The sequence below is a fragment of the Mesorhizobium sp. P3_A8 genome (assembly GCF_056402995.1).
In genome coordinates this window covers 412,212-425,421 of record NZ_JBFUGI010000001.1, presented here as the reverse complement: position 1 = coordinate 425,421, position 13,210 = coordinate 412,212, and the positions used below count along the sequence as shown (strand labels likewise).

The 13,210-nt window shown below is 63.9% G+C and carries 14 protein-coding genes; 1 reads left to right on the top strand and 13 read right to left on the bottom strand.

Annotation, left to right across the window (positions count from 1 at the left end; genetic code table 11):
• The first annotated feature begins 1 nt into the window (after position 1).
• Positions 2 to 883, top strand: a complete 882-nt coding sequence (locus tag AC1DX4_RS01930) for an SMP-30/gluconolactonase/LRE family protein (RefSeq protein WP_477218703.1) — start codon at positions 2 to 4, stop codon at positions 881 to 883.
• Positions 884 to 887: 4 nt separating this feature from the next.
• On the opposite strand, the gene AC1DX4_RS01925 is transcribed toward AC1DX4_RS01930, so the two are convergent.
• The 13 genes from AC1DX4_RS01925 to AC1DX4_RS01865 all read right to left on the bottom strand — a co-directional run bounded on the left by AC1DX4_RS01925 (position 888) and on the right by AC1DX4_RS01865 (position 13,176).
• Positions 888 to 1,580 (bottom strand): amino acid ABC transporter permease, encoded by a 693-nt coding sequence (locus tag AC1DX4_RS01925; protein WP_477218702.1) that lies wholly within the window; start codon positions 1,578 to 1,580, stop codon positions 888 to 890.
• A gap of 3 nt (positions 1,581 to 1,583) precedes the next feature.
• Positions 1,584 to 2,249 (bottom strand): amino acid ABC transporter permease, encoded by a 666-nt coding sequence (locus tag AC1DX4_RS01920; protein WP_477218701.1) that lies wholly within the window; start codon positions 2,247 to 2,249, stop codon positions 1,584 to 1,586.
• A 68-nt stretch (positions 2,250 to 2,317) separates the two neighbouring features.
• Complete coding sequence (locus AC1DX4_RS01915; protein ID WP_477218700.1) at positions 2,318 to 3,127, bottom strand: transporter substrate-binding domain-containing protein; 810 nt, start codon at positions 3,125 to 3,127, stop codon at positions 2,318 to 2,320.
• Positions 3,128 to 3,414: 287 nt separating this feature from the next.
• Positions 3,415 to 3,630: a hypothetical protein gene (locus AC1DX4_RS01910; protein ID WP_477218699.1), complete on the bottom strand. Its 216-nt coding sequence runs from the start codon at positions 3,628 to 3,630 to the stop codon at positions 3,415 to 3,417.
• A complete protein-coding gene (locus AC1DX4_RS01905; protein WP_477218698.1) occupies positions 3,627 to 4,382 on the bottom strand; it encodes a COG4280 domain-containing protein in 756 nt (251 codons plus the stop codon). The genes AC1DX4_RS01910 and AC1DX4_RS01905 overlap by 4 nt, the downstream gene beginning before the upstream one ends.
• Before the next feature lie 195 nt (positions 4,383 to 4,577).
• Positions 4,578 to 5,207 carry a phosphonate metabolism protein/1,5-bisphosphokinase (PRPP-forming) PhnN gene (phnN, locus tag AC1DX4_RS01900; protein ID WP_477218697.1) on the bottom strand — a complete coding sequence of 210 codons (630 nt, stop codon included), beginning with the start codon at positions 5,205 to 5,207 and terminating at the stop codon, positions 4,578 to 4,580.
• Positions 5,204 to 6,343, bottom strand: a complete 1,140-nt coding sequence (locus AC1DX4_RS01895) for an alpha-D-ribose 1-methylphosphonate 5-triphosphate diphosphatase (RefSeq protein ID WP_477218696.1) — start codon at positions 6,341 to 6,343, stop codon at positions 5,204 to 5,206. Before AC1DX4_RS01895 ends, phnN begins: the two co-directional genes overlap by 4 nt.
• A 51-nt stretch (positions 6,344 to 6,394) precedes the next feature.
• A complete protein-coding gene (locus AC1DX4_RS01890; RefSeq protein WP_477218695.1) occupies positions 6,395 to 7,102 on the bottom strand; it encodes a DUF1045 domain-containing protein in 708 nt (235 codons plus the stop codon).
• Between the two features lie 152 nt (positions 7,103 to 7,254).
• Complete coding sequence (iolB, locus tag AC1DX4_RS01885; RefSeq protein ID WP_477218694.1) at positions 7,255 to 8,067, bottom strand: 5-deoxy-glucuronate isomerase; 813 nt, start codon at positions 8,065 to 8,067, stop codon at positions 7,255 to 7,257.
• 4 nt (positions 8,068 to 8,071) lie between these two features.
• Complete coding sequence (locus AC1DX4_RS01880; protein WP_027040732.1) at positions 8,072 to 8,290, bottom strand: hypothetical protein; 219 nt, start codon at positions 8,288 to 8,290, stop codon at positions 8,072 to 8,074.
• A gap of 43 nt (positions 8,291 to 8,333) precedes the next feature.
• Positions 8,334 to 9,251 (bottom strand): myo-inosose-2 dehydratase, encoded by a 918-nt coding sequence (iolE, locus tag AC1DX4_RS01875; protein WP_477218693.1) that lies wholly within the window; start codon positions 9,249 to 9,251, stop codon positions 8,334 to 8,336.
• 107 nt (positions 9,252 to 9,358) lie between these two features.
• Positions 9,359 to 11,209 (bottom strand): 3D-(3,5/4)-trihydroxycyclohexane-1,2-dione acylhydrolase (decyclizing), encoded by a 1,851-nt coding sequence (iolD, locus tag AC1DX4_RS01870; protein ID WP_477218692.1) that lies wholly within the window; start codon positions 11,207 to 11,209, stop codon positions 9,359 to 9,361.
• A 32-nt stretch (positions 11,210 to 11,241) separates the two neighbouring features.
• Entirely contained in the window at positions 11,242 to 13,176 is a 1,935-nt protein-coding gene (locus AC1DX4_RS01865; RefSeq protein WP_477218691.1) for a bifunctional 5-dehydro-2-deoxygluconokinase/5-dehydro-2-deoxyphosphogluconate aldolase, read from the bottom strand.
• Between the last annotated feature and the right edge of the window lie 34 nt (positions 13,177 to 13,210).

Below are 13,210 nucleotides of genomic sequence, written 5' to 3'. Positions count from 1 at the left end.
CATGGTCGAAATCATTTGCGTCGTCGATGCCAGGGCCGAACTCGGCGAAGGCACGCTCTGGGACCCCAAGGCGGGCGTACTGTGGTGGATCGACATCTGGAAGAAGCTGATCCATCGCTACGATCCCGCGACCGGCAAGGATGAGGTCTTCGAGACGCCGGAATATCTCGGCTGCCTCGGCCTGCGCGAAAAGGGCGGCCTGGTGCTGACGATGACCAACGGCTTCCATTTCTTCGATCCGGCTACCGGCAAATTCGAGGCGATCGTCGATCCGGAAGCGCATATGCCGGAAACCCGCTTCAATGACGGCAAGCCGGATCGCCAGGGCCGCTTCTGGTCGGGCTCGATGTTCGAGGTGCCGGGCGAGCCGATCGAATTCGTCGGCGCGCTCTATCGGCTCGATCCCGATCTCTCCGTCCACAAGATGATCGACGGCATCGGCTGCTCCAACGGGCTCGCCTGGAGCCCGGATTCGAAAACCATGTATTTCTCCGACAGCCATGCCGGCGCGGTGTGGGCTTATGATTTCGACCCCGCCACCGGCGACATCGAGAACCGGCGCACCTTCATCGACATGACGGTGACCGGCGGCGTCGCCGACGGCGCCACGGTCGACGCCGAAGGCTGCTACTGGGTGACCATCCCGGTGACCAGCAAGGTCTGCCGCTATGACCCCGACGGCCACTTGATGCAGACAGTGCTGCTGCCGACCGACCTGCCGACCTGCTGCGAATTCGGCGGCAAGGATCTCGACATCCTCTATGTCACCTCCGCCGTGCTCAAGCGTCCCGACAGCCACTTCATCGGCCAGAAAAACCCGGGCGGATTGTTCGCGCTCGACGTCGGCGTCAAGGGCCTGACCTTGCCGGCGTTCAAGGGTTGAAGGATCAGACCGCCGACATCACCAGCGGGTTCTCGATCTTGCGTGTCGTTCCGGTAGCGAAACGACGCTCCAGATACCCGGCGTAGAGCGACAGCGGCCAGCACAGCGCGAAGTAGATAATCGACACCGTACCGAATACCATCACCGGCTGGAAGGTGACCGTGTTGACCTGTGTGGCGGCCCGCGCAAGTTCTGTCAGCCCGATCAGCGAGGCGATCGACGTCGTCTTGACGATCTGCACCATGAAGCCGACCGTCGGCGGCAGCATCAGCCGTATCGCCTGTGGAATGATCACCAGCCGCAATGTCCTGACAAAGCGGAAGCCGAGCGCCGTCGCCGCTTCCCACTGCCCCTTGGGGATAGCCTCGATGGCGCCGCGAAAGATCTCGCCGAAGAAAGCGCCGCCATTGAGCGAGAACGTCACCGCCGCTGCCACCCACGTGTCCGGCCTGTAGCCAAGGAACGAAGAACCGTAATAGGCCATGAACAGCTGGATCAGGATCGGCGTGCCCATGAAGAACTGGATGTAGCCGGCGGCCAGCCAGCGCAGCGGCCGTGCCGGCGCCACCCGGATCGCCGCCACGATGAGACCGATCAGGCCGCCGCCGGCAAAGGCGATCAGCGCCAGAAGGATCGTCCATCGCGTGGCCAAGAGCAGGAACATTAGTTCGTTAGGACCGAAATCACGCAAGCTCATGGCTCAGACCTTCCAGCGGAACATCAGCTTGCCGATGCCGGCGAAGAGCAGGCTGGCCGCCTGCACCAGCACGAAATAGATGATGGCGATGATGATGTAGACCTCGAAGCTCCTGAAGGTCTGCATCACCAGGTTGTTGGCGACCGCCGTCAGTTCTTCCGCCGCAATAGCCCCGACGATCGATGTCCCCATAATCTGCAGGATGAACTGCGCCGACAACGACGGATAGACCGCGCGCGCCGCCGGCACCAGCACGACATGGCGGATGATCCGGTAGCGGCTGAGCCCGAGCGATTTTGCCGCCTCGATCTGCCCTTCGGGGATGGCTTCGATGCCGGCGCGCAATATCTCGGTCGCATAGGCGCCGAGATGGATCGAGAGCGCGACGACGGCCGCGGTGTTGCTCGACAGCTTGAAACCGAACAGCGGCAGCGAGAAGAACACGAAATAGAGCTGGATCAAAAGCGGCGTGTTGCGAATCAGCTCGACATAGGCAGCGATCAGCCAGGACAGAAAGCGCGGGCCGAAGCTGCGGCCGACGGCGCCGAGGACACCGATGGCGGTGCCAAACAGGATCGACAATGCCGCCAGCTGGATGGTTTTTTCCAGGCCGCGCAGCAGCAAGTCGAGATGGACAAGGATCGGGCCGAATTGCAGGGCGGTTTGCACTGATATCCCGTCACGAGATCAAGGAAGCGGGACCGATACGATGCCGGCCCCGCTCAGGAGTGAAGAAATCAGAAAACCGGCAGCACCGGCAGCGGCTGGTTGCGGTATTTCATCGACAGCGCGTCCAGTGTGCCGTCGGTCTTCATCGTGAACAGCCAAGTGTTGATCCACTGGCGCAGATTGTCGTTGCCCTTGGCTACGCCGATGCCGAAATAGAAAGTCTTCAGCACATATTTCTGCTCGAAGGCGTCGCCATTCTGCGCCTTCTTCAGATAGATCTCGCCATAGTCGCCGCCGCCCATGGCATCGATCTGGCCCGACACCATCGCCTGCAGCAGCGAGGAATAATCGTCGAAGCGCAGGATCTCGATGCCCGGATTGGTTTCCGCGGCCTTGGTCAGCAATCCGTCCTCGCCGGTGCCACGCGTCAGGCCGACCTTCTTGCCGACGAGGTCGGCGACACCCTTGATGCTGGTGTTCTTCGGCGCGATGACCACCGCCGACTGGCCGGCATAGGGGATCGAATAGTCGATCTGGATGGCGCGCGCCGGCGTGATCGAGAAGATCGAGATCACCGCATCGACCTGCTTGGTCAGCAGCGCCGGAATGCGGCCGGGCGAAGTGACGGTGACGAATTCGACGGGCACGCCGAGCGCCTCGCCCATCTTGTTGGCGACCTCGATGTCGAAGCCGGTCGGCTTCAGATTGGCGTCGAGAAAGCCGTAGGGCGGTGTCGTGGTGTCGATGGCGACGACCAGCTTGCCGCGCGCGATGATGTCCTCGACCGACTGCGCCAAAGCGACCGACGGCATGAGCGCCGACAGCGCCAGCACGATGCCGGCCAGCAAGGCGCCGACCCTTCCCAGGAAAGTCCGCATGTTTTCCTCCCATGCATTTTTGGGCGCCTGGCGTCGATATCGTTCGGGCGGGGCGCGCTGGCCGCCCAAGGATTTGAAACAGATCGGTCTCACCCGCTGCCATCCCTTGCAAACCGGAGATTCAGCGGTTCCCCTGCGAGTTATAATGGTATGCTATTATAATGTTATTCGCCTGTCTACGAGCGCCTAAGGCAAGAAGTTCCACTATCTTGATACCGGTACCATAATTTCGGTTTTTACATTCGGCGTCAACGGTTCCGACGTCGGCCGATGGAGCTCGTCAAAAGCTACCGATTGATCGCGCGTGCAGCGCGGCGAACGCTTTGCAGCAGGATGGCGAGGCAGCCGACCAGCAGCAACGTGCCGCCGAGCAGTGGTGGCAGTGCGAGCAGCTTCACCGCCGCCACGACTGCGGCCACCAGCACCAGCGCCAGCAGCGCCAGATTGCCGTCATCGACGAACATGCCGAAGAATTCCTTGGCAACAAGACGAACGGCGTTCATCGGGCGAACCCTCCGGCGGCTGCGGGGTAGGTGCCGCGCAGCCAGCGCACCATGGCAAAGGACGCCAGTGCGACGATGGCGAAGATGGCGAGCAGGGCGAGATCGGCGCCTGGCCAGTCGGCGCCGATGCCCTCGCCGGTCCAGAAGATGCCGAAGCTGGTCAGCATCAGCCCGACGACGAATTTGAGCGCATTCTCCGGCACGCGCGCCAGCGGCCGGTGGACGGCCAGGCCGACGAGCATCACCAGGATGAATGCCGCCAGCGCGCCCAGGCCGGCATACAGCGTCTGCCCGTGCGCGGCACCCACGGCAATGACGATGAACACCACCTCGACACCTTCGAGCAGCACCGCCTTGAACGACGCCAGTCCGGCGAGATAGTCGGCGCGGCGGTCATTGGCCTGGTGGTGCAGGGCCGCCGTTTCCTTGGAGAAGGCCGCCTCCTCATCATGCAGCGCGATGACGCCGACGCTGCGCAGGATGGCCTTTCGCAGCCAGCGCATGCCGAACAGGATCAGCAGCACGCCGACGACGAACTGCAGCGTGGTGATGGGCACCAGCGCCAGCAGCGGTCCGAACGCCAGCACCAGCGCCGCCAGCACCGCCAGCGCCAGGGTGGCACCCGTCAGTGCCGGGCGCCAGCCGCGCGTCACGCCCACCGCCAGCACGATGGTGAAGGCTTCGACGACCTCGACGAAGGAGGCAAGAAATGCCGCCGTGACCGTCGAGAGGATGGGCGTCAGCGTCTGCATCAAGGCTTCCTGTCGTGTCTCGTTCGCCCCGGACCTTCTGGGCGCCTTTCCGGCAAGCTTGGCCCGGAATCACAATGGGGTCAGCACCACATAGCGCTCCGGAGGCATCGGGAAAGCAAGTGGAGCGCCAACGGGGCGGCCGCTTTGGGCCAATCGAGCCGCACGTGCTGCGGCTTGAGGGATGGGGGCGTTAAATCAGATCAGACCCGACATGTCCGAGAAGGCCATCGCCTTGCGCAGGATCTCGGCGAAGCGCTCGCCGGCCACTTCACGCGCACCGCTATTGTCGATCGAGGTCACGCCAGGGCCGGTCAGGGTCACATTTGCGCTGCGCGCCAGGCGCGCCAGCACTTCGCCGCGCGACTCGCGGCCACGCATCGCCAGCCGCTCGGCCAGCACATCGGGCGAAGCGGTGATCTCGACAATGGCCAGATTGGCATAGCGCTCGCGCAGCACCGGAATAATCGCGCGTGACACATTGGCGATGGCGACATGGCCGTTGGTGACCGACCAGTCGACATCGGCCGGCAGGCCATAGCGCAGGCCATGCGCCTCCCAGGAGATGGCGAAGGCGCCGTCGGCCTCAGCTTCGACAAAGGCGGCGTCGGCCAGCGTGTCGTGATCCTCGCTTGCCGCATCGCTCGGCCGGGTGATGACGCGGCGGACGAACTCCAGCCGGGTCTCGTCAGTGAAGAGCGCGCGGGCGTAGCCGATCACCGTGTCCTTGCCGGCGCCGCTTGGGCCGACGACGGCGACAAAGACGCCATGGCGGATCGGAAAGGTTTCAGCGGACAATTCACGCTCGATCAAGGCTGACACCATCATGCGACGCGGCGCCCCTGCCGCCAGACGGTGCGCACCACCGGCAAATGGTCGTCGACGCGCACGCGCACCAGATCGGCCCTGCGGCCCTGCTCGATGATGCCGCGGTCGTTGAGGCCAATGGCCTCGGCCGGGTTCTTCGACACCATGGCGACCGCTTGCGGCAGCGAAATACCTTCGACCATATCACCGAGGAAGAAGGCCGACTGGATCAGGCTGAAGGGAATGTAGTCGGACGACAGGATGTCGAGCAGGCCGTCGCTGGCCAGCGTGCGCGCCGAGACATTGCCTGAATGCGAGGCGCCGCGCATGACGTTCGGCGCCCCCATCAGCACGCCGAGCCCGGCCTCTTTCGAGGCCCGTGCGGCTTCCTCCGTCGTCGGGAACTCGGCAACGCGCACACCTTGCTCTATCGCCTCCCCGACATGGCCAACGGTCGCGTCGTCATGGCTGGCGAGCACGATGCCGCGCTCATGGCAGGCGGCGGCGATCACCGCCCGGTTTGGCGCCGAATTGCGCGCCGATTCGCCCATCCGCTTCTCGCAGAACAGCTTGAAGTCGCGGTCAGTCAGCTTCAGCTTGCGCTGATAGTAGTAGGCATAGGTTTCGAGATTGACGAACTGGCGCTGGCCCGGCGCGTGGTCCATCAGCGATGCCAGCTTGACCCTCTCGTCGCCGTCGAAATTGGCAAAGGCCTTGAGGCAGTCCGGCGCCGAAACCTCGCAGCGCAGATGAATAAAATGGTCGGCTCGCAACCGGTCCTGCGCGACGCTGTCTTCGATCGCGTCGGCCAGCTTGCGGATATCGTCCGATGTCAGGTCGGCGTCCTCGTCCATTCCGACGCGCAAGGCGTCGAGCACGGTGGTGATGCCGGCGGTTGCCACCTGCGCGTCATGGGCAAGCACTGCGGCGATCGGGTTCCAGCGCACCTTCGGCCGTGGAGCGTAGTGGCCCTCGAGATGGTCGGTGTGCAGTTCGACCAGCCCGGGAATGACATAGTCGCCGCCCATATCCTCGCCGGTCCGGCCAGAACCCGCATCGATGCCGGCGATAAAGCCGTCGCGCAGCACCAGCGACCCCTCGACGATCTCGTCGGCAAGCACGATGCGGGCGTTGGAAAGAACGGTCTCGGCGGTCATTTCAGGCAGTCCTTGGTTCTTCTTGGTCGGAGCTATTCCGGCTGGGGTTATTCAGGCGATTTTTCTGGCCGGGCGACGTCCCAGCGCGTGCTGGGAAAGTACCATGAACGGCGCGCCGGGTTCGGGTTCGACAAACAGGGTCAGGGTGTCGACCAGCACCGGCTGCCGCAGAACCTCCGCGAACAGGCTGTCGATTGCTGCGCGCAAACGGGGGCTTTCCTGTGGCCCCGCCCGGCCCGACAGCGTCATGTGGAAACGAAAAGTCTCGAAGACGTAGGGGTAGCCCCACTGGCAGAGATTGCGGAACTCGGCCGGCTTCAGCGAATCCGGGCTGCGCCGTTCGATCTCGGCCTCGGTCAGCGGTGCGCGAAAACGGTCGAAGTCGCGCACCACATCGTCAGCGAAGCGGTTGAGAGAAGGCAGCGGTCCTTCCGGCACGAGCGCGAAGAAGCTGTCGATCTGGCTGACGACGAGACGCGGGATCGTCACCACGGGCGTTGCTTCGGCAAAATGGTCGAGCCCCGCGCGCAGCGAGGTCTCGGTCTCGTCGGCAGCCAGGAGGAAGGGAGCTTTCAGCGTCGCGTGAAAACCATAGCGGCGTGCCGAAGCGGTGTGGAACGCCACTTCCGCCGCCGCCAGATCGGCCACGGCCTCAACCGGCCTTGTCGCGGCGCCGAACGGATCGCGGCCCAGCCAGTTGGCGGCGATCCGCGCCAGCGGCTCGTCCTGCCTCGGGGTGAAATAGATGGCGTAGCGCATCGAAAGTCCTCGTCAGTCTCGCTGCCATAGGTGATTTCCATGACGGATTGACGAAGCTTTGAAGGGTTTTCGAAGGCAAATCGACCCCACGGGTCCTTAGCCGACGATTTTTCCGAGCTGGACCAACAAGTTCAGCCGGAATCTCCGACTGATCAGGCCTTCATCAACCATTCGTGCTCGGGCGCATTGTGGAATTTCCACGTCCGCTTCGGCCCGGCCATGACGTTGAGATAATAGAGGTCGTAGCCATGGCAGGCTGCGCAGGGGTGATAGCCCTTGGGCACCAGCACCACATCGCCGTCCTCGATCGCCATCGCTTCGTCGAGCGCGCGATGGCCATCCTGGTCGGCGTCGGTGTAGACGCGCTGGAAGGCAAAACCCTGCGGCGGGTTGAGGCGATGATAGTAGGTCTCTTCGAGATAGGATTCGGCGGGCAGATTGTCCTGGTCATGCTTGTGCGGCGGATAGCTCGACGTATGTCCGCCGGGCGTGATGACCTCGACCACCAGCAGCGAGTCCGCCGGCTTGCCTTCCGGCAGGATGTTGGTGACGTAGCGCGTGTTGGTGCCCTTGCCGCGCACCTCCTGGCCGAGATCGTCGGGTCTGATCACCCGGACCGGCAACTCGCCGCCGAGGCCAGGCGCCGAGCAGACCGCGAGTTCGAGATCCGTATCGGCCGTCACCGACCAGTCCGATCCCGCGGGAACATAGATCGACCACGGCTTGCCTTCGAAGGGCGACATGCGCTCGCCGAGCAGGCCGAGATCCTTGCCGCCGGCTTTCGCCGTGCCCTTGCCGGTGACGAACACCAGGCAGATTTCGCGATCGTCGGTTTTGCCTGAGGCGCTCTCGCCGGGCTTCAGCCGATGCAGGTCGAAACCGACATAGGTCCACCCAGCGCTTTTCGGCGTCACATGGGCAACGCGGCCATGGCCCTTATCGGCCTTCACCAGCAGCTTCGACATCGGGTTACTCCTTCGGTTCGGCCTCGGCCGTCGCCTTGTTCTCATCGGCCGGCTTGTAGAGATAGAAAAACTGCCAGACGGCATAACCGGCAAAGCCGAGCGCGATGACGCCCCAGAACGGCGTGCCGGTGGCGAATTCGATGATCGACCAGATGACGCAGACCGCGACGACGGCGACACGCCGCCATAGCGGGCGGAAGAAGGGGTGCTCGTAATCTTTCATCGGGCCAATCTACAGCAACCTGCTTCGCCGTGAACCCGTCGCGTCAGGCATTCGGGAAACCCTGGGTTTCCACTGTGTAGCCGGCTGATGTCATCACCCGCATCAGCTCCTTGTGGCCAACCTGCGCCATCTTGAGCGGCGGGTTCTTCTTCGGGTCCTGCTCGGCCTCGACCACAAACCAGCCCTCATAGCCATGGTCGGCGAAGCGTTGCACGATGGCGCCGAAATCCAGCGAGCCGTCGCCTGGCACGGTGAAGGCGCCGAGCGCCACGGCGTCGAGGAAGGACTGTTTCGTACGGTCGAGCCCGTCAATCACGCCCATCCGTACATCCTTCACATGGACATGGCTGATGCGCTTGTGGTGGTTGTCGATGGCGCGCAGCACATCGCCGCCGGCAAAGGCCAGATGCCCGGCATCGAGCAGCAGCGGAATGCCTTCGCCGGAATGGCGCATGAAGGCATCGAGCTCCGGCTCGGTCTCGACCACCGCCGCCATGTGATGGTGGTAGGACAGCGGCATGCCTTGTTCGGCGCACCATTCGCCGAACTCGGTCAGACGCCTTGCATAGGCTTTCATCTCATCGCCAGACAGTTTCGGCTTGGTGGCGAGCGGCTTCGAGCGGTCGCCTTGGATCGAGCGGCCGACCTCGCCATAGACGATGCAAGGCGCGTTGACCGCCTTGAACAGGTCGATCATCGGCTGGATGCGATCCTTGTTCTTGCCCATCTCCTCATCGACCAGCGTGCCGGAAAACCAGCCGCCGCAAAGCGTCACATCGGCTGCCTTCAGGATCGGCAGCATGACAGCGGGATCGTTGGGAAAACGCCGGCCCATCTCCATGCCGGTGAAGCCCGCCGAACGCGACTGGCGCAAACACTCCTCCAGCGACACGTCATCGCTGAGTTCGGCAAGATCGTCGTTCCACCATGCAATGGGGGACATGCCCAGTTTGGCTTTCAAGTCGTCACTCCAGATTAGAACAGTTCATTCTTTGGCCGCTGGCGCCGCCCCTCATCCGCCTGCCGGCACCTTCTCCCCGTATAGGGACGGGGAGAAGGGAGCTAGCATCAATCGCCGATGGTCTGCATCTGCCGCTTCTCGTCATAGGCCTTGCGGGCCGCGTTCACCTGCGGACGTGCCGACACTTCCGGCACCGCCACATCCCACCAATGGCCACCGGCATCGGTGGAGACCAGCGGATCGGTGTCGATGACCAGAACGGTGGTGCGGTCGTTCTTTTTGGCCTTCTGCAGTGCGTTTTCGAGACCGGCGATCGACGGCACCTTCTCGGCGATTGCGCCCATGCTCGCCGCATGCGCGGCAAAGTCGATATCGGGTAGGATCTCGTGGCGCGAGTCCTTCAAGAGATTGTTGAAGTTGGCGCCGCCGGTCGCCATCTGCAGCCGGTTGATGCAGCCATAGCCGCGGTTGTCGAGCAGCACGATGGTCAGCTTCAAGCCGAGCATCACCGAGGTGGCGATCTCGGAATTCAGCATCAGATAGGAGCCGTCGCCGATCATGACGACGACTTCTTCGCCGGGCTTCGCCATCTTGGTGCCGAGCCCGCCGGCAATCTCGTAGCCCATGGTCGAGAAGCCGTATTCGGCATGATAGGAGCCGGGCGCGCCGGCCTGCCAAAGCTTGTGCAACTCTCCAGGCAAGCCGCCGGCGGCATGCAGCAGCGTCACGCCGGATCCCATGGCGCGCTGCACGGCGCCGATCACCTGCGCGTCGGACGGGAAGGCCGCGTTGGTCGACGCCGTCACCTTGGCCGCATCGGCCTGCCATTCCTTCTTGCCCTTGGTCGCATTGTCGGTCCAAGTCGCCGGTGCTTTCCAACTCCCCAGCGCTGTACCCAGTTCGGTCAGCCCCTCGGCCGCATCGGCGACCAGCGGCAGCGCGCGGTGCTTGCCGGCATCGAAAGGCTGCACGTTCAAGCCAATGATGGTCTTGCCGGAATTCTTGAACAGCGCCCACGAGCCGGTGGTGAAATCCTGCAGGCGCGTGCCGATAGCAAGCACGACATCGGCCTCTTCCGCCAGCCGGTTGGCAGCGGATGTGCCGGTGACGCCGACCGCCGCCATGTTGAGCGGATGACCATCCGGCAGCGAGGATTTGCCGCCTTGCGTTTCGCAGACCGGAATGCCGGCGCCTTGCACGAATTTGGCCAGCTCATCGGAGGCCTGCGAATAGAGCACGCCGCCGCCGGCGATCACCAGCGGCTTCTTCGCGCCCTTCAGCGCCGAGACTGCCGCCGCAAGCTCGTGGCGGTCCGGGCGCGGCCGGCGCTGGTGCCAGACACGTTCGGCGAAGAAGCTCTCGGGATAGTCATAGGCCTCGGCCTGCACATCCTGGCAAAGCGACAGCGTCACCGGCCCGCACTCGGCCGGATCGGTCAGCACAGCCATCGCACGGCTGAGCGCCGGTATGATCTGTTCCGGCCGGGTGATGCGGTCGAAATAGCGCGACACCGGACGGAAGCAGTCGTTGACCGTCGCCGTGCCGTCGGAAAAATCCTCGGCCTGCTGCAGCACCGGGTCGGGGATGCGGTTGGCGAAGACATCGCCGGGCAGAAACAGCACAGGCAGCCGGTTGACATGCGCGAGCGCTGCCGCCGTCACCATGTTTAGCGCGCCGGGGCCGATCGAAGAGGTCGCCGCCATGAAGCGGCGGCGGAAATTGGCCTTGGCATAGGCAATCGCCGCATGCGCCATCGCCTGTTCATTGTGGGCGCGGAACGTCGGCAGCTCATCGCGCACCTGGTAGAGCGCCTCGCCGATGCCGGCGACGTTGCCATGGCCGAAGATCGCCCAGACACCGCCGAAGATCGGCACTTTTGTGCCGTGCATCTCGGTCATCTGGCGGGACAGAAAGCGGGTCAGCGCCTGCGCCATCGTCAGGCGGATTGTCTTGCTCATGGTGGTTTCCTCCGCAGTCTTATGCCGCGCCTTTATGCTGCTTTACGGCCTCGCGCGGCAAGCCACGCCTCGGTCAACTGTTCGAAGCGCGAGGCCATGTCGGCGACAGCCTCGTCATCCGACATCCTGCCGGCCAGCCACTCCTCGGCGGCGTGAACGAAAATGGTGCGGCCGACGGCAAAACCCTTGACGATCGGCGCCTTGGCGGTGGCGGCAAAAGCCGCTTCCAGCTCGTCCTGCGGCGCCTCCAGGCCAAGCAGCACGACGCCACGGCACCAGGGATCATGCTTCAGGATCACCGCTTCGATCTTGGCCCAGGCGCCGGCCGAGGCCTGCGGTTCGAGTTTCCACCAGTCCGGCTTGATGCCGAGCGCATAGAGTTCCTCCAGCGCGCGCGGAATGGTCGTGTCGTCAAGCTTGCCGTGCTTGCCGGCGATGATCTCGACGAGCAGTTCCCGGCCGACTTTCCGCGCCGCCTCGAACAGCGCGCGCAGTTTCTGCTGCTGTTCTTCCTTCAGCGCCGCCGGATCGTCGGGATGGTAGAAGCACAGGCATTTGATGCAGTGATCGACTGGCCATTCGGTGAGCTGCGAGCCGATATCCTGCGAGAACTCGAAACGCAGTGGCCGCGAGCCCGGCAGTTCGACCGGGCGCCCAAGCCAGGCGAAGGAATGGCGGGCGAATTCGAACATCGCCTCGCGGCCATGCTTCTCGTCAAGCAGCATACCGTAGCCGTCCCGGCCGGCGGCAACTTTGGCCGCTGCCTTGACGGTCAGCACCTTGAAATCGCGGATGCGCGCCGGATCGGCGCCGGCCTTCGCCGCCACGTCCTCGAGCTGTATGCGATGGTCGCAGGCGAGCGCCATCAGCGAGGGAATGTCGCGCCGGCGCGTCGTCGCCCAATGGATGTGGTTGATCGCCTCGTCCTTGCGCAAGGCGAGATGCTTGCTGCCGTTCTTGAGGAAGAACTGCAGCTCCTCGAAGGTTGGATATTCCGGCGCGCAGAGCAACCGCGACACGGCGAAGGCGCCGCAGGCATTGGCCCAGGTCGCCGCCGTCGCATGGTCTTCGCCACCCAGCCAGCCGCGCAGGAAGCCGGACATGAAGGCGTCACCGGCACCCAGCACATTGTAGATCTCGATCGGGAAACCCTTGCCGACGACGCCGTCTTCGAGATCGTCGCTGATCGGTCCGTCATAGACGATGCAACCCATGGCGCCGCGCTTCAAGACGATGGTGGCCGAGGACAGCGCGCGGATCGTCTTCAGCGCGCTCAGGCAGTCGTCGGCGCCCGAGGCGATCATGATCTCTTCCTCGGTGCCGACGATGAGATCGCAATCGGGCAGAACCGTCTTCAGCTGGGCCGAGACCCGGTCCGATTTGACATAGCGCTCGAAGCCTTCGGCATGGCCGGCGAGGCCCCACAGGTTCGGCCGATAGTCGATGTCGAAGACAACCTTGCCGCCCTTGGCCTTCATGATGCGGATCGCCTTGCGCTGGGCGGCATCGCTGTTGGGTCGGGAAAAATGCGTGCCGGTGACGACGATCGAGCGCGCCGAGGCGATGAAGGCCTCGTCAATGTCTTCAGGCGCCAGCGCCATGTCGGCGCAGTCGCTGCGATAGAAGATCATCGGCGAAACGCCTTCGCTCTCGACCGAGAGCAGCACCAGCGCGGTCAGCCGTTCCTTGTCGGTCTTCAGGCCGTCGGTGTTGACACCTTCGCGCTTCAGCTGCTCGCGGATGAAGCGGCCCATCTGCTCGTCGCCGACGCGCGTCAGCAGCGCCGAGCGCAGGCCGAGCCTCGCCGTGCCGACGGAAATGTTGGCCGGACAGCCGCCGACCGACTTGGCGAAGGAGGTGATATCCTCCAGCCGCGAGCCGATCTGCTGGCCATAGAGGTCGACGGAAGCGCGACCGATGGTGATGACGTCGAGCGGCGCCTGTTTCGCGTCCACGGCTTCGCTCATTGGAACCTCCCGTCAGTCTTGTTGTCAGGAACAA

Excerpts from the sequence above, each read along its gene's own strand:
- AC1DX4_RS01865 (WP_477218691.1), bottom strand. The coding sequence starts at position 13,176 with ATGAGCGAAGCCGTGGACGCGAAACAGGCGCCGCTCGACGTCATCACC.
- AC1DX4_RS01905 (WP_477218698.1), bottom strand. The coding sequence starts at position 4,382 with ATGCAGACGCTGACGCCCATCCTCTCGACGGTCACGGCGGCATTTCTT.
- AC1DX4_RS01890 (WP_477218695.1), bottom strand. The coding sequence starts at position 7,102 with ATGCGCTACGCCATCTATTTCACCCCGAGGCAGGACGAGCCGCTGGCG.
- AC1DX4_RS01930 (WP_477218703.1), top strand. The coding sequence starts at position 2 with ATGGTCGAAATCATTTGCGTCGTCGATGCCAGGGCCGAACTCGGCGAA.
- iolD (WP_477218692.1), bottom strand. The coding sequence starts at position 11,209 with ATGAGCAAGACAATCCGCCTGACGATGGCGCAGGCGCTGACCCGCTTT.
- AC1DX4_RS01895 (WP_477218696.1), bottom strand. The coding sequence starts at position 6,343 with ATGACCGCCGAGACCGTTCTTTCCAACGCCCGCATCGTGCTTGCCGAC.
- phnN (WP_477218697.1), bottom strand. The coding sequence starts at position 5,207 with ATGATGGTGTCAGCCTTGATCGAGCGTGAATTGTCCGCTGAAACCTTT.
- AC1DX4_RS01925 (WP_477218702.1), bottom strand. The coding sequence starts at position 1,580 with ATGAGCTTGCGTGATTTCGGTCCTAACGAACTAATGTTCCTGCTCTTG.
- iolB (WP_477218694.1), bottom strand. The coding sequence starts at position 8,067 with ATGTCGAAGCTGCTGGTGAAGGCCGATAAGGGCCATGGCCGCGTTGCC.
- AC1DX4_RS01910 (WP_477218699.1), bottom strand. The coding sequence starts at position 3,630 with ATGAACGCCGTTCGTCTTGTTGCCAAGGAATTCTTCGGCATGTTCGTC.
- AC1DX4_RS01915 (WP_477218700.1), bottom strand. The coding sequence starts at position 3,127 with ATGCGGACTTTCCTGGGAAGGGTCGGCGCCTTGCTGGCCGGCATCGTG.
- AC1DX4_RS01880 (WP_027040732.1), bottom strand. The coding sequence starts at position 8,290 with ATGAAAGATTACGAGCACCCCTTCTTCCGCCCGCTATGGCGGCGTGTC.